18 protein-coding genes are annotated in these 14796 nt (G+C 36.7%); 17 read left to right on the top strand and 1 reads right to left on the bottom strand.

The window, feature by feature from the left end; genetic code table 11:
- Positions 1 to 822: flagellin N-terminal helical domain-containing protein (locus AC1DS7_RS08395; protein WP_476998914.1), on the bottom strand; the 822-nt coding region annotated here is incomplete at its 3' end.
- 256 nt (positions 823 to 1078) lie between these two features.
- On the opposite strand from AC1DS7_RS08395, the gene AC1DS7_RS08390 reads away from it, so the two are divergent.
- The 17 genes from AC1DS7_RS08390 (at position 1079) to AC1DS7_RS08310 (ending at position 14720) form a co-directional block, all read left to right on the top strand.
- The gene (locus tag AC1DS7_RS08390) at positions 1079 to 1864 is read left to right on the top strand and encodes a lytic transglycosylase domain-containing protein (RefSeq protein ID WP_476998913.1); all 786 of its coding nucleotides are present in this window, start codon (positions 1079 to 1081) and stop codon (positions 1862 to 1864) included.
- A gap of 65 nt (positions 1865 to 1929) precedes the next feature.
- Positions 1930 to 2154, top strand: coding sequence for a flagellar motor switch protein FliN (locus AC1DS7_RS08385; RefSeq protein ID WP_000775712.1), 225 nt, complete (start codon positions 1930 to 1932; stop codon positions 2152 to 2154).
- Positions 2155 to 2168: 14 nt separating this feature from the next.
- The gene (gene fliM / locus AC1DS7_RS08380) at positions 2169 to 3155 is read left to right on the top strand and encodes a flagellar motor switch protein FliM (RefSeq protein ID WP_002011997.1); all 987 of its coding nucleotides are present in this window, start codon (positions 2169 to 2171) and stop codon (positions 3153 to 3155) included.
- A gap of 10 nt (positions 3156 to 3165) precedes the next feature.
- Positions 3166 to 3525, top strand: coding sequence for a flagellar motor switch protein FliN (gene fliN / locus AC1DS7_RS08375; protein WP_002011996.1), 360 nt, complete (start codon positions 3166 to 3168; stop codon positions 3523 to 3525).
- Between the two features lie 12 nt (positions 3526 to 3537).
- The gene (locus AC1DS7_RS08370) at positions 3538 to 3858 is read left to right on the top strand and encodes a hypothetical protein (RefSeq protein WP_000121176.1); all 321 of its coding nucleotides are present in this window, start codon (positions 3538 to 3540) and stop codon (positions 3856 to 3858) included.
- Entirely contained in the window at positions 3855 to 4613 is a 759-nt protein-coding gene (locus AC1DS7_RS08365; RefSeq protein ID WP_002126633.1) for a flagellar type III secretion system pore protein FliP, read from the top strand. Before AC1DS7_RS08370 ends, AC1DS7_RS08365 begins: the two co-directional genes overlap by 4 nt.
- A gap of 33 nt (positions 4614 to 4646) precedes the next feature.
- A complete protein-coding gene (locus tag AC1DS7_RS08360) occupies positions 4647 to 4922 on the top strand; it encodes a flagellar biosynthetic protein FliQ (RefSeq protein WP_002011993.1) in 276 nt (91 codons plus the stop codon).
- Between the two features lie 15 nt (positions 4923 to 4937).
- The gene (locus tag AC1DS7_RS08355) at positions 4938 to 5699 is read left to right on the top strand and encodes a flagellar biosynthetic protein FliR (protein WP_001055697.1); all 762 of its coding nucleotides are present in this window, start codon (positions 4938 to 4940) and stop codon (positions 5697 to 5699) included.
- 10 nt (positions 5700 to 5709) lie between these two features.
- Complete coding sequence (flhB, locus tag AC1DS7_RS08350; RefSeq protein ID WP_476998912.1) at positions 5710 to 6756, top strand: flagellar type III secretion system protein FlhB; 1047 nt, start codon at positions 5710 to 5712, stop codon at positions 6754 to 6756.
- Positions 6757 to 6779: 23 nt separating this feature from the next.
- Positions 6780 to 8846 (top strand): flagellar biosynthesis protein FlhA, encoded by a 2067-nt coding sequence (flhA, locus tag AC1DS7_RS08345; protein ID WP_215588907.1) that lies wholly within the window; start codon positions 6780 to 6782, stop codon positions 8844 to 8846.
- 14 nt (positions 8847 to 8860) lie between these two features.
- Complete coding sequence (flhF, locus tag AC1DS7_RS08340) at positions 8861 to 10171, top strand: flagellar biosynthesis GTPase FlhF (protein ID WP_016103082.1); 1311 nt, start codon at positions 8861 to 8863, stop codon at positions 10169 to 10171.
- A 43-nt stretch (positions 10172 to 10214) separates the two neighbouring features.
- Positions 10215 to 10988, top strand: a complete 774-nt coding sequence (locus AC1DS7_RS08335) for a flagellar basal-body rod protein FlgG (protein WP_215588908.1) — start codon at positions 10215 to 10217, stop codon at positions 10986 to 10988.
- A gap of 166 nt (positions 10989 to 11154) precedes the next feature.
- Positions 11155 to 12453 (top strand): NtaA/DmoA family FMN-dependent monooxygenase, encoded by a 1299-nt coding sequence (locus AC1DS7_RS08330; protein WP_476998911.1) that lies wholly within the window; start codon positions 11155 to 11157, stop codon positions 12451 to 12453.
- Positions 12454 to 12630: 177 nt separating this feature from the next.
- Positions 12631 to 13467, top strand: coding sequence for a TrmB family transcriptional regulator (locus AC1DS7_RS08325; RefSeq protein ID WP_016103087.1), 837 nt, complete (start codon positions 12631 to 12633; stop codon positions 13465 to 13467).
- Positions 13457 to 14185, top strand: a complete 729-nt coding sequence (locus tag AC1DS7_RS08320; protein WP_002126646.1) for an AzlC family ABC transporter permease — start codon at positions 13457 to 13459, stop codon at positions 14183 to 14185. Before AC1DS7_RS08325 ends, AC1DS7_RS08320 begins: the two co-directional genes overlap by 11 nt.
- Entirely contained in the window at positions 14176 to 14487 is a 312-nt protein-coding gene (locus AC1DS7_RS08315; protein ID WP_002086437.1) for an AzlD domain-containing protein, read from the top strand. The genes AC1DS7_RS08320 and AC1DS7_RS08315 overlap by 10 nt, the downstream gene beginning before the upstream one ends.
- A 62-nt stretch (positions 14488 to 14549) precedes the next feature.
- Positions 14550 to 14720: a DUF3951 domain-containing protein gene (locus tag AC1DS7_RS08310; RefSeq protein WP_002011981.1), complete on the top strand. Its 171-nt coding sequence runs from the start codon at positions 14550 to 14552 to the stop codon at positions 14718 to 14720.
- The last annotated feature ends 76 nt before the right edge of the window (positions 14721 to 14796 follow it).

Here is a 14796-nt window from a genome sequence, read left to right as displayed (position 1 = left end):
TTGTAATAATTTAGAAACCATTTGAGGAGTTTGGTTAGCTTGAGAAAGCATGCTGATACCAGCTTCGTTCAAGATTTTGAATTTAGTCATTTCAGACATTTCTTTTGCCATATCAGCATCTTCGATTTGAGAAGCAGCAGCAGCCATATTAGTAGCTTGGCTAGTTACGTTGTTTAAGTTATGATCTAAACGGTTTAATTGAGAACCGAAAGTTGCTCTTGCATCAGCAACTGCTTGGATAGCAGTATCGATTTTACCCATTTCAGTTGTTGCGCCAGCTACGTCTGCTAAAGTCCCCAAAGTTCCACTTGTAAGTGCCTTTGTATCGATAGCTGTAATAACAAGAGTATCACTTGCAGCATCAGAAAGTTGAATCGTAATGTCTGTACCTGGATTAGTAGCAGCAGCTTTGTCTAGGAATGCATTGCCGTTAAAGTTTGTTTTTCCAGCGATATGGTCAATTTCTCCTTTTAATTGCTCATACTCTTTGCTTAAAGATGCTGTATCTTTTGCGTTATTCGTACCGCTAGCAGCTTGTGTAGCAAGATCACGCATACGAAGTAAGATGTTAGAAATTGAGCCTAATGCTGAGTCACCAGTACGTAAAGCAGACATAGCGTCTTGTGTGTTACGCGCCCCAACGTTTAAGCCGCCTTCTTTTGCACGCATACGAGTAGCGATAGCTAAGCCAGCCGCATCGTCAGCTGCACTGTTGATTGATTTACCGCTAGATAAACGGTTCATCGCAGTGTTCATTTTGTCTTGGTTTTGTCGCATGTACTCTTGCGTACGCATGCTGTTAATGTTTGTATTAATTCTCATGTAAAGAACCTCCATTTTTTTATATTGATTTTTCTGTTAATTGATAAACGTAAATATGCAAAAAAATCAATTTCGAGATTAATTGTAATCCTTGGTATATATCGTGTCAACGAATAATTGTAATTATTGAATATAAAAAAATACAGTTTTTCTATTTGTTCATTTTTTTATTACAATATTATCAAAAGGATTATTGCAAACTTTAAAAAAAAACTCTAATATATAGAATATCTTTGTTTACTGAAAAGGTGATATTATGGTAGTTGGAAATATAGTAAAAGAAGTTCTTGCATATAAAAAAGGACAAATGCAGCAGAAGTTAAGTAGTCCACAGGCGTTCGTTAGTAGCCGTTTTCAAGATCAATTGCAGAGTGGACCTGCGAAGGAGACGAAGGTTACTCCGCAAACGGCAAAAGTAGAAGATATGAGTCAGCCGGTACAATCTACGAAAATAGAAACGGTTGTTAATAAACCGGAAGAATCTATTAATAAAGTAGAGGAAGCGAGTAAGCCTGAGGAAAAAGCTGAAACGAAGCAAGTAGATGAAGTGCAAGTTGCACAAAAAGAGTTTGAACGACGTTTTCCAGAAACGAAAAATGAGGCTGCTGATACGTGGGGATTAACGAATAAATATAATATTCAGAAAATACGTTCTTCAAATGAAGGTAAGTATGAGGATATTATTGATCGCGTAAGTAGTACATATGGAATTCCGAAAACGTTAATTCAAAAAATGATTGAAGTAGAGTCTAATTTTAATCCGAAAACGGTGTCACATGCAGGGGCGATGGGGCTGATGCAGCTTATGCCAGCGAATGTGAAAGAGATGGGTATAAAAAATCCATTTTCACCAGCTGAAAGTATTGAGGGCGGTGTGAAAGAGTTAAGCGGTTATTTAAAGAAAAATAACGGTGACTTAGTATTGGCGCTTGCTTCTTATAATGCTGGTCCTGGTAATGTGAGAAAGTACGGAGGCGTACCACCATTTAAAGAAACGCAAGGATATATTAAAAAAATATTAAATATCGACGTTTCGAAATAGAAAATTTCATTATATAAATAGAGAACATGAAATTTTTGTGAACATGATATGGGAGTTGGCTAGATTTGAAATTACAAGATGATATTCCGTTAACAATTTATTTTGAAATCGGAAATACGAAAAAGAAAATTGAAGATCTGCTTCATATTACGAAAGGTACATTGTATCGTCTTGAAAATTCAACGAAAAATACGGTGCGTCTTATGCTTGAGAATGAAGAGATTGGAACCGGAAAGATTTTGACGAAGAATGGGAAAATGTACGTTGAAATCGTTGAATTGAAAAGGTAGGGAAGGGGATTGTCATGAGTGGCGAAAAATTAAGCCAAGAGCAAATTGATGCCCTGCTGAAGGCGGTAAATGAAGGCGAGGAAATGCCAGCTTTCGCACAAGAAGCAGGGAAGCAAGATAAATTTCAAGAGTATGATTTTAATAGACCGGAGAAGTTTGGTGTTGAGCATTTACGTAGTTTGCAGGCAATTGCGTCTACGTTTGGAAAGCAGACGTCGCAGACGTTGTCAGCGCGTATGCGTATTCCGATTGAACTAGAGCCCTCGACTGTTGAGCAAGTTCCATTTACGAGTGAGTATGTAGAGAAAATGCCGAAAGATTATTATTTATATTGCGTTATTGATCTCGGTTTACCAGAGCTTGGAGAAATTGTTATTGAGATTGATTTAGCGTTCGTCATTTATATTCATGAATGCTGGCTTGGCGGAGATAGTAAGCGTAACTTTACGATGCGCAGACCGCTAACGGCGTTTGAGTTTTTAACGCTTGATAATATATTCTTGCTTCTTTGTAAAAATTTAGAGCAATCATTTGAAAGCGTTGTTGCGATTGAACCGAAGTTTGTAACGACGGAGACAGATCCGAATGCGCTGAAGATTACGACGGCGAGCGATATTATTTCATTATTGAACGTAAATATGAAAACAGAGTTTTGGAATACGACAGTTCGTATTGGTATTCCGTTCTTATCTGTTGAAGAAATTATGGATAAGTTAACGTCTGAAAATATTGTCGAACATTCTTCGGATAAGCGTAAAAAGTATACGTCTGAAGTAGAAGTGAAAGTAAATCAAGTGTACAAGCCTGTTCACGTTGCGGTTGGTGAGCAGAAGATGACAATGGGCGAGATTGAGCAAATTGAAGAAGGCGATATTATTCCGCTTCATACAAAGGTTTCAGACCAACTACGTGGTTATGTAGATGGAAAGCATAAATTTAATTGTTTTATCGGGAAAGATGGAACGCGTAAGGCGCTTCTATTTAAAAGTTTTATAGAGTAGGAGGATCCATATGAAGCATGAAGTATCTCCTGTGTCATTAATGGGATTAGAAGAATTTGCAGGGAAGCGAAATGAAGCGGGGAAGGCACATATTGATACCGTTTCAGACATTTCGATTGAACTTGGAGTAAAGCTTGGGAAGTCATCTATTACGCTTGGTGATGTGAAGCAGTTAAAAGTTGGCGATGTTCTTGAAGTAGAGAAAAATTTAGGACATAAAGTAGATGTATATTTAAGTGATATGAAAGTCGGTATTGGTGAGGCAATCGTAATGGACGAGAAGTTTGGCATTATTATTTCTGAAATTGAAGCTGATAAGAAACATGCAGCGCTTATGAAGGCACAAAATCAAATGCAGGATAAAGAGTAGAGGAGGAGTCATATGTCGTATATGACGACCTTATTTCAAGTCGTTTTACTGTTTGGTGCGCTCGGCTATGGTGCATATTATATGACGAAAAAGACGCGCAAACAGCAGTTTTTTAAGCAAGGTGAAAATGGCCATATTCAAGTGAAAGACGGTGTGTATTTAAATCATCAAACGAGCGCCTTTTTATTTGAAGTGGACGGAAAGCAAGTGTTCACTGTTATTAGTAATAACGGTGTACAATCTGTGCAGTTAACAGGAACAGGAAATCAGTTTCAACAAGCGTTAGAAGACGCGGTGAAGAGTGAAACGAAAAAAGTAGAGGATCCATCATGAGAATAAAGAAACAGTTATCGTTATTTGCCGTTATTTTCGCATTTTCTATTATTTTTTCATTTGTTTTTGTAAATCCAGCGTATGCAGCCCCGAACGGCTTTATTAATTTCGAAAATGGAAAAGAGTTTACGAGTAATTCAAGTGTACAACTATTCGCGCTCGTTACCCTTCTATCATTATCTTCTTCTATCGTTCTTTTATTTACGCATTTTACTTATTTTATGATTGTTCTTGGGATTACTCGTCAAGGGCTTGGGGTTATGAATTTACCACCGAACCAAGTGCTTGTTGGACTCGCATTATTTTTATCGCTGTTTACAATGCAGCCAGTGCTTGGTCAATTAAAGAGTGATGTGTGGGACCCGATGACGAAAGAAAAAATAACAGTAAGTCAAGCTGCGGAGACGACAGCTCCGATTATGAAAGATTATATGTCGAAGCATACGTATAAGCATGATTTGAAAATGATGCTGAAAGTGCGTGGAGAAGAGTTGCCGAAAGATTTAAAGGATCTTTCATTGTTTACGCTTGTGCCATCCTTTACGTTAACGCAAATTCAAAAAGGGTTACTTACAGGGATGTTCATTTATTTAGCGTTTGTCTTTATTGATTTAATTATTAGTACACTTTTAATGTACCTTGGGATGATGATGGTACCGCCGATGATTTTAAGTTTACCATTTAAAATACTCGTTTTCGTATATTTAGGTGGATATACAAAAATCGTCGATATTATGTTTAAGACGGTCGCCTGAAGCGTTTGATGCTATGTGATAGGAGTCATATAAATGAATACGTCACCAATTATAGATATTTTCCAAACCTTTTTTTATAAAGGGGTTATGATTTTAATGCCGATTGCCGTTGTAAGTATGATTGTCGTTATTATTATCGCGGTTATTATGGCGATGATGCAAATTCAAGAGCAAACGCTGACGTTTTTACCGAAAATGGCGAGTATTGTGCTCGTTATTATCATTTTAGGTCCGTGGATGTTTCAAGAGTTAACGATGCTTATTTTAGATTTATTTGATAAAATCCCATCGCTATTGCGTTCGTACTAAGATAGGTGAACTGAAATGAATATGGAATTATGGGCGGCGACGTTTTTTGCGTTTTGTCGCATTACTTCATTTTTATATTTTCTACCGTTTTTCTCAGGCCGATCAATTCCGGCGATGGCAAAGGTTACATTTGGACTCGCTCTTTCGATTACAGTGGCAGATCAAGTGGATGTCTCTCACATAAAGACAGTTTGGGATGTAGCAGCTTATGCAGGAACGCAAATTGTAATTGGATTATCACTTTCAAAAATTGTAGAGATGCTGTGGAACATTCCGAAAATGGCAGGGCATATTTTAGACTTTGATATCGGTTTATCACAGGCGAGTTTATTTGATGTAAATGCAGGGTCACAGTCCACTTTGCTATCAACAATTTTTGATATATTTTTTCTTATTATTTTTATTTCACTGGGCGGCATTAACTATTTCGTTGCCACGATTTTAAAGTCGTTTCAATATACAGAGGCGATTTCAAAATTGTTGACGACTAGTTTTTTAGATAGTCTACTCGCAACGTTATTATTTGCAATTACATCAGCGGTTGAAATTGCTTTGCCACTTATGGGCAGTCTATTCATTATTAATTTCGTCCTTATTTTAATCGCAAAAAATGCACCGCAATTAAACGTTTTTATGAATGCGTACGTAATTAAAATAACGTGTGGTATTTTGTTTATTGCGATGAGTGTACCGATGCTCGGTTATGTGTTTAAAAATATGACAGACGTATTACTGGAAGAGTATACGAAACTATTTAACTTTTTCTTAACGAAGTAGGGGGACGCGCATGGCAAAGGATAATAAAACAGAAAAGGCCACCCCGCAGAAGCGTAAAAAATCGCGTGAAGAAGGGAATATCGCCCGGAGTAAAGATTTAAATAATTTATTTTCCATTCTTGTATTAGCGGTTGTCGTTTATTTTTTCGGAGATTGGCTCGGCTATGAGATTGCACATTCCGTAGCGGTACTGTTTGATCAAATTGGAAAAAATACAGATTCGACCGAGTATTTTTATTTAATGGGTATATTACTTCTGAAAGTATCGGCTCCTATATTAATACTTGTATATGCTTTTCATTTGTTCAATTATATGATTCAAGTTGGTTTCTTATTTTCTTCTAAAGTACTTAAGCCGAAAGCATCACGTATTAATCCGAAAAACTATTTTACGAGATTGTTTAGTCGTAAAAGTTTAGTAGATATTTTGAAATCACTATTTTATATGGGATTAATCGGTTACGTTTCGTACGTTCTCTTTAAAAAGAATTTAGAGAAAATCGTTAGTATGATTGGATTTAACTGGACAGCGTCACTTATTGAAATTATTAGCCAAATTAAATTTATCTTTCTAGCCATTTTAATTATTTTAATCATTCTTTCTATTATTGATTTCATTTATCAAAAATGGGAGTACGAACAAGATATTAAGATGAAAAAAGAAGAAGTGAAAAGGGAGCATAAAGATAATGAAGGGGACCCGCAAGTAAAGGGGAAACGAAAAAACTTTATGCATGCCATCTTGCAAGGGACAATTGCGAAGAAGATGGATGGTGCAACGTTTATTGTGAACAACCCGACGCACATTTCAGTTGTGCTTCGTTACAATAAACAAGTTGATGCAGCGCCTATTGTCGTTGCAAAAGGGGAAGATGAGCTCGCATTATATATACGAACGCTTGCCCGTGAACAAGAAATACCAATGGTAGAGAACCGTCCGCTCGCTCGTTCTTTATATTATCAAGTCGAGGAAGATGAGACGATTCCAGAAGATTTATATGTAGCTGTAATTGAAGTTATGCGCTATTTAATTCAAACGAAAGAACTTGAAGTATAATAGCGCGTTTGGAGGGGATCTCTTTGTTTAAGATGGATTCTGCAAGAACCTATTTTTCTATCTTTTTAGCAGCGTCATTCGTTGTGGCGCTCTTAATTCCACTTCCACCATTTATACTTGATATCGTTATCGTTTTTCTACTAAGTATGTCAGTGCTTATTTATATGCGAGCTACAAGTATTAACGAGTGGGATGAATTAAAGTCATTTCCGACGATGTTGTTATTAATCGGGATTTTCCGCGTATCGATTAACGTTTCGACGACGCGAGCGATTTTAACAGACGGAAATGCGGGTCATGTTATTGAAGAGTTCGGCCAGTTCGTAATTGGCGGAAACTTATTAATTGGTATCGTTATTTTTATAGTATTAATCATATTCCAGTTTATCGTTGCAAACGGTGCGTCTCGTACAGCTGAAGTAGCAGCTCGTTTTACACTTGATTCTTTACCAGGGAAACAAATGTCTATCGATGCTGACTTGAATCAGCGTCTTATTACAGAAAAAGATGCACAGGCGAAACGAAAAAAATTAAATATGGAAACAGAGTTTTACGGAGCGATGGATGGTGCCGGAAAGTTCATTAAAGGGGACGTTATTTTCGGGATTGTCATTTTATTCGTAAACATTATTTTCGGCTTAATTGTTGGTATGATGCAGCAAGGAATGAGCTTTGCAGATGCGGCTATTCACTATACACAGTTAACTGTTGGTGACGGAATTGTAAACCAAATCGGTTCGTTAATGCTTGCGATTTCAACAGGTATTATCGTAACGCGTGTATTTGACGGTTCAGCAGATACAGTAACTGAAGGAATCTTTAAAGAGTTATTAGCGCATGAAGTTGTTGTATATGCACTCGGTGGTTTATTTATCGCAATGGGTGTTTTTACACCGCTACCATTTTTACCATTTGCTCTCGTTGGAGGCACGATTATTTTCTTAGGAGTTCGTAATAAAAAGCGAATAAAGAAAGAAAAAGAAGACGAGCTTCAAAAAGAATTAGAAATGATTCAAGGCGATGAAGAGCAACTGCAACAAGTGGAAGATTCATTCGGAGTCTTTACAGATAAATATCCAATTATTGTAGAGCTCGGTTTAGATTTAGCGGCACTTGTAAAGCAGAAAATTAACGGGGAAACAGCTCGTGATAAAGTTGTTCTAATGAGGAAATCAATTATTACCGACCTTGGTATTAACGTTCCTGGAATTAACTTTAAAGATAATACGAGTTTTAGACCGCGCGGACGTTACATTATTCGTATTAAAGGTGCGAAAGCTGCTGAAGGTGTTTTAAAATCAGGTTATTTACTAGCACTGAAAACACCGAACGTAATGGCTGATTTAGATGCAGAACCAGCGAAAGATCCAATTTTTGGTGAAGATGGATATTGGATTTTGGAGCATATGGTACAAGATGCACAAATGAAAGGGTATCAAGTGTTAGAGCCGCTTAGCATATTAATTACGCATTTAGATGTAGTCGTTAGACGTAACCTTCATGAGTTAATTCAGCGTCAACATGTGAAAGACTTGATTAACTCGCTTGAAAATGATAATGGCGTTTTATTAGAAGAGATTAAGAAGAAAGAAATTGATTTATCACTCGTTCAAAATGTTATTAAACAACTGCTGAAAGAAGGAATTTCAATCCGTGATTTACCAACGATTATTGAAGGTATTATTGACGGGAAAGAAATTTATCAAAACCATGTTGATGGTGTCACTGCATTTGTACGTGAATGTATTTCAAAAGTTATTTGTGAGAGTGCGAAAAATCCTGATGGGAAAATTTATGCAGCACTTTTCGCTGATTCAATCGAGTTAGATGCAGATGTTGTTAATAATTCATACCAAGGTTATTTATTAAACTGGGATTTAGATTTAGAAACGCGTGTAGTAGAACAAGTACAGCGCGTTTTCAAACAAGCTCGTTTAATGGGGCGAGAGCCAGTATTATTAACGCGTAGAAAAGATTTCAGGTTTGCGATTGTGAGACTTCTTGAACGTTATCAAATAGAAGCTAAAGTATTATGTATTAGTGAATTGGCACCAGAAATTGTTGTAGATCAAATTGCTTATATTGAATAGTAGGAGGTGAAGTAATGGAAAGTACAGAAAAAAAAGAAGCGTTAATGCGAATAAAAGCAGCTTCGAAAAATGAATTGTATCGAAAATTATTTGACCAATATGGTACAGATTATTACTACGTTGTCGATGAAAGTGTAAAACGAAATATCCCGTTTTTTTGGAAAAAGAATTATGAAATGTTAGTCGCTTTTCCTGAAGGTAAACAGGATGAAAATAGCGAAGGAACAACTCAATTTCATGAACAATTAATGGATGTTGTAGGTGAATCTTCAGAAGAAATCGTGAAGGTGAATGGAATTCAATCGGTACTGCACAATTTAGAAAACGTAACGACTTCTATGTCATACGCAGCGATGCAAACAGGCAATAGTGAAGAATGGGCAAGAAAAAAAGAGAAACTATTACAACTGTTTGAAAAAGGTATTGTCGTTGTGAAACGTACGGAGGAGACGAAAGTAGCTAAAAAACAGCCTGTTGTGAAACAAGCTATTCCTGTAAAGAAAGAAGAAGTAGTTATAAAAAAAGAAAAACAGGAATCTGTACCATTTATTATTCAAAAAGTAATTCGGATGTTAGAACAAAACGATGTGGAACAATATTTCATTCATGCATATGCTGAAAAATTAAAAGTGAAGTTTGAGAATGCAACGATGATTACAGAAGAAGAAGTCATCGGATACATATTGGAAGATATGAGATCTCATTTCAATACTGAAAACGTATTTGAAAAAGAGGTACAAACAATTGCATTAATCGGTCCAACTGGTGTTGGAAAAACGACGACACTTGCGAAAATGGCGTGGCAGTTTCACGGTAAGAAAAAAACGGTTGGTTTTATTACAACAGACCACTCTCGCATCGGAACGGTACAGCAACTGCAAGATTACGTGAAAACAATTGGATCAGAAGTTATCGCTGTGCGGGATGAAGCCGCAATGGCACGGGCGCTTACTTATTTTAAAGAAGAAGCGCGCGTCGATTATATTTTAATAGATACAGCCGGAAAAAATTATCGTACGTCAGAAACGGTTGAAGAAATGATTGAGACGATGGGGCAAGTAGAGCCAGATTATATTTGTTTAACGTTATCAGCTTCTATGAAAAGTAAAGACATGATTGAAATCATTACGAACTTTAAAGATATTCATATTGATGGTATCGTGTTTACGAAATTTGATGAAACAGCAAGTAGTGGTGAATTGTTGAAAATTCCAGCAGTATCATCAGCTCCAATTGTATTAATGACAGACGGACAAGACGTGAAGCAACATATACATATCGCTACAGCTGAACATTTAGCAAAACAAATGTTACAAACATCGTAAGAAAAGAGGTGAAGAATAAGGCGCTTGCCTTATTCAAATGAGTATGAACGGTCTTTATATAGGTTCTATGGGTATGATGAATTACATGCAGCATATTAATGTTCATTCAAATAACGTTGCAAATGCCCAAACAACAGGATTTAAAGCAGAAAACATGACTTCTAAAGTATTTGATGTGCAAGACACATATCGCCGCGGTGACGGTGCGATGACAAATATCGGTTCGGTTGATTACGCTGTCGTACCAGCTGCAACACATGTGAACTTAGTACAGGGAAATGTACAAATTACAAATAGTGCTACAGATTTCTTTTTAGACGACGGTGCGGCTGGCACATCATCATTTTTCGTTACATCTAAAAATGATGAAACATTTTTAACGAGAGACGGTAGTTTTACATTAAATAGTGATCGTTATTTACAAACAGCATCTGGTGCTTTCGTAATGGGTGAGAATAATGAACGTATTCGTATTCCAGAAGGAGCAAAGGTAGCTGTACAAGCAGACGGTACATTATACGATGAAGCAACACAAAATAATATTGCCCGTCTGCAAACGAAAACAGTAGACGTAGAAACGAACGCTCGCCTCGTGCAACGTGAAAATAAAAGTTTTACACTAGCAGAAGGAAACGTTGCTAATTTACCGAATGGAACAGGGGCAGTACGTAATCATATGCTAGAAAATTCAAATGTGGATATGACGAAAGAAATGGCTGACCTTATGACGAATCAAAAAATGATTCAAGCATCGCAGCGCATCATGACTTCGTTTGATAAAATTTATGAAAAAGAAGCGAATGAAATATTGAGATAAGAGACTTCCCATAGCGGAAGTCTTTTTTATTATTGCTTTTATTACAGTTACATCATAAAATGATAATGATTATCAATATCATTTTATCCTTTTTCATAAGAATGGAATTTCAAAATGATAGCAACATTGCTTAACTAGGTAAATTAAAAATAAGGGGATGGTGTGTATGTCTACAAAGAAACAACTTTGCATTGGATTATGTTTGATTTCTAGAAAGAAAGAACAAGAGAGTATGTTTAATTCAGGGATAGATGAACAAGTAGAGTTAGCAAAACAAGCAGAAAAATCGAAGTTAGATTTTGTTTTTAAAGCGGACTATTTAGTAGCGCATCCCGATTTAATTGCTCGTAATAAGGGGAATGTAATTTTAGATCCGACATTATTGTTTACTGCTATTGCGTATGCAACAGAAAAGATTGGAGTCGTTACGACCGCTTCAACATCATTTTATCCACCATATATACTAGCGAGGCAACTACAATCTTTAAATTGGATTAGTAACGGCCGAGTAGGATGGAACATTGTCACATCAATTGATGGTGCTGAAAACTTTGGTGAGGCAGGGATGCCACCATCTGAGGAACGATACGCGAAAGCGGCAGAATGTACAGAGTTAGTAAGAAAACTTTGGAGGAGTCATCCTTATGAAGTTTTGAAAGAAGACAACGCAGATGTAATTAGAGAGATGGTACAGCCAATTGAGCATCGTGGTGAGTATTTTGAGGTGAAAGGTCCACTTAATATCCCGCAACATATTTCTGGGGAAATGCCTTTATTTCAAGCGGGTGCTTCAGAGTCTGGCCGGAATTTCGCTGCTTCTGTTGCGGATGCGATTTTTGCCGCGATGCCAGATGTAGAATCAGGAATCGAACTTCGCCAAGATTTAAGAAGAAGAGCAGAAAAGCATGGCCGAAAGCAAGATGATATACGTGTATTGCCAGGTTTATATTTCTTTATTGGTGATTCATATGAAGAAGCACTAGAAATGCACAGGCAAGCTCATCAACATCTTACAAAAGAGAAGAGGTACGCTTTACTTGAAATGGTTCTCGGGTTAGACGTTAGAGGGATACCATTAGAAAGTAAGGTTACTGAACATATGCTACCAAGTAGAAATCAAGCTGTACGTAGTAAAACACATGCCGAATTATTACGGAATTTCATCATAAAACATGAACCAACTGTTGAGCAAATACTAGAACGACCAGAAGTTGTTGGTTCTGCTCATTGGGTCGCTATTGGCACACCACAAGATGTTTGTAAGCAAATTATGGAAAGATTTGAAGCCGGGGCATTAGATGGATTTATTGCAATTCCAGGTGGACCTCCTAAATCATTGGATTTATTCTTTAGTGAAGTCATTCCTTTATTCGTGAGAGCAGGTGTATTTCGAGAAGAGTATACAGGTTCAACCTTACGTGAGCATTTGGAGGGTAATATATTAAATGCTCTACAGTTGAAATAATTCATTATGTACAAAAAGCCTTTCAAAAGAAGGCTTTTTATTTCGAATAAAAATTCGGAATTGTCAGTTGACTTATAGAGGCTTCTTTTTTATATTAGTAGGTATAGTAATAACTACTAATGGAAAGTGAAATCGTAGTTTTGAAATTAGAGCTATATAAATTGTGAGGGGTTACCGATGGATGAAATAATAAAGGAGTTACAAAAGTTAGGTTTTTCCCAGTACGAATGTAAAGCGTATATTGGACTATTAAAACATTATCCAGTAACAGGTTATGAAGTGAGTAAACAAACAGGCGTACCTCGTTCGATGATTTATGAAGTACTTGGCAAGTTGATGGATAAAGGAGCGGTGCATATCGTTCCTTCTGAACCAGTGAAATATGTACCAGTGCCAGCTACGGAATTAATGGATCGAATGCGAAAAGATTTTGAAAAGTCCTTTGAATTTCTAGACCGAAAATTAAATTGTTTAGAACAAGAGCGACAAATTGATGTAATTTCGCATATTCGCTCAAATGATCGTGTTTTGAAAGAAATATGCAATATAATTAATAGAGCAAAAGAAGAGTTATGGATTTCTGTATGGGAGGATCAAGTGCACGAGATTGAGCCATTCATTCATCAAAAGGAAGCGGAAGGCGTACATATTTTTTCGATTTTATTTGGTGCTCCAGAAACAAAAATAGGAGCGACATTTCACCATAATTATATGACACCTCACGTCGTTGAAAAGAGAATGGGTGGTCATTTAACTGTTATCGCGCGTGATGGGGAAGAAGTATTAATTGCTAATTTTTCAAATGATAGCACTTCATGGGCTGTTACAACGTACGATCCAGCTTTAGTTCTCGTCGCTACAGAATATGTTCGGCACGACATTATGGTGGAGGAGATTACGAAGGAGTTTGGAGCTGATAAATTAGATACATTATGGCGTGAAAACATAGATTTAGTTCATGTCGTAACAGGAAAACGTACTATGGAAGAAATGGGGGGAGATAATGGTGAATAAAGCTCAAGCACATATGACACTGCAGAGCGATGATTCATTTCAGCAAGGTGTAAAGGATTGTTTACCAACTGTATTTGGATATTTGAGCATCGGTATAGCGGCTGGTGTTATTGCGAAAACAGCAGGTTTCTCGATCATAGAAATTGCTTTTATGTCCACATTAATTTACGCAGGTTCTGCTCAGTTTATATTAGCGGGTATGTATGCAGCGGGTGCCCCAGCCTCGGCAATTATTTTTACTGTGTTCTTTGTTAATTTACGTCACTTATTAATGAGTGCTGCACTCGCACCGTACTTCACTAAGATACCTCTTTTTAAAAATTTAATAATTGGTTCGCAAATTACAGATGAAACTTTCGGCGTTGCAGTGCAACAAGCAGCACAAAAAGGCCATTTAGGCGAGAAATGGATGATGGGACTTAATGTAACAGCATATTTAAATTGGATTTTAGCTACAGTTCTCGGAGGGCTTTTTGGAGAGTGGATACCAGATCCTCATACGTACGGAATGGATTATGCGTTACCAGCGATGTTTATCGGATTATTTGTACTTCAGCTAATAAGTAGTAAACCGAAACTAGCCATTCATCTAAGTGTTGCAATTGTAGCGATTATTATCGCATACGTTTCACACTTATTTATGCCAGATAGTATAGCAGTTATTATCGCAACACTTTTAGCTGCGACAATCGGGGTGGTGATTGAAAAATGGAAGTAAGATTGGACGTATTATTTCTTTTACTAGCAGCCGGAGCTGTCACACTCGTACCACGTATTTTACCTCTTCTCGTATTTAGTAAACTACAAATTCCAGACTGGGGTTTAAAATGGTTAAATTACATACCAATTGCGATATTAGCAGCACTTTTAGCACAAGTATTATTTATGCATGAGACAGTGCAGTGGGATTATATCATTGCGGCAATCCCGACATTCTTCGTAGCGATATATACTCGTAGTTTATTAGGAACAGTATTAACAGGAGTCATTGTAATTATTTTGTTACGTTTATTTTTCTAAAAAGGATTCAGCTCATATAATAGCGAAAGGTGTAATAACATGAAATATATAGGGGTGGTGTTATGATACTTTTAACGATAGGCGCTATTTTATTAACGTTATTTATTTTCTTTATTATCGGCTTCATTACGTTTATGATGTTTGTTGATAAGGCGACACCTCAAATTTATTACACACCTTGTGAAACTATGACAATAAAATCTAAAGGTAAAAATAGAAGGAAGAAAAGTTGAATGAAGGCTTTTCTTTCTTCTATTTTTCTTGCTTTATAATGTTCTATAAAACGTTATAGAACATGCTAATGTAAAA

This window comes from Bacillus sp. P4_E1 (assembly GCF_056401715.1).
The sequence above is the reverse complement of the archived record's forward strand: the minus strand, read 5'-3'. Positions and strand labels throughout refer to the sequence as shown.

Excerpts from the sequence above, each read along its gene's own strand:
- AC1DS7_RS08390 (WP_476998913.1), top strand. The coding sequence starts at position 1,079 with ATGGTAGTTGGAAATATAGTAAAAGAAGTTCTTGCATATAAAAAAGGA.
- fliM (WP_002011997.1), top strand. The coding sequence starts at position 2,169 with ATGAGTGGCGAAAAATTAAGCCAAGAGCAAATTGATGCCCTGCTGAAG.
- fliN (WP_002011996.1), top strand. The coding sequence starts at position 3,166 with ATGAAGCATGAAGTATCTCCTGTGTCATTAATGGGATTAGAAGAATTT.
- AC1DS7_RS08370 (WP_000121176.1), top strand. The coding sequence starts at position 3,538 with ATGTCGTATATGACGACCTTATTTCAAGTCGTTTTACTGTTTGGTGCG.
- AC1DS7_RS08365 (WP_002126633.1), top strand. The coding sequence starts at position 3,855 with ATGAGAATAAAGAAACAGTTATCGTTATTTGCCGTTATTTTCGCATTT.
- AC1DS7_RS08360 (WP_002011993.1), top strand. The coding sequence starts at position 4,647 with ATGAATACGTCACCAATTATAGATATTTTCCAAACCTTTTTTTATAAA.
- AC1DS7_RS08355 (WP_001055697.1), top strand. The coding sequence starts at position 4,938 with ATGAATATGGAATTATGGGCGGCGACGTTTTTTGCGTTTTGTCGCATT.
- flhB (WP_476998912.1), top strand. The coding sequence starts at position 5,710 with ATGGCAAAGGATAATAAAACAGAAAAGGCCACCCCGCAGAAGCGTAAA.
- flhF (WP_016103082.1), top strand. The coding sequence starts at position 8,861 with ATGGAAAGTACAGAAAAAAAAGAAGCGTTAATGCGAATAAAAGCAGCT.
- AC1DS7_RS08335 (WP_215588908.1), top strand. The coding sequence starts at position 10,215 with ATGAACGGTCTTTATATAGGTTCTATGGGTATGATGAATTACATGCAG.
- AC1DS7_RS08330 (WP_476998911.1), top strand. The coding sequence starts at position 11,155 with ATGTCTACAAAGAAACAACTTTGCATTGGATTATGTTTGATTTCTAGA.
- AC1DS7_RS08325 (WP_016103087.1), top strand. The coding sequence starts at position 12,631 with ATGGATGAAATAATAAAGGAGTTACAAAAGTTAGGTTTTTCCCAGTAC.
- AC1DS7_RS08320 (WP_002126646.1), top strand. The coding sequence starts at position 13,457 with ATGGTGAATAAAGCTCAAGCACATATGACACTGCAGAGCGATGATTCA.
- AC1DS7_RS08315 (WP_002086437.1), top strand. The coding sequence starts at position 14,176 with ATGGAAGTAAGATTGGACGTATTATTTCTTTTACTAGCAGCCGGAGCT.
- AC1DS7_RS08310 (WP_002011981.1), top strand. The coding sequence starts at position 14,550 with ATGATACTTTTAACGATAGGCGCTATTTTATTAACGTTATTTATTTTC.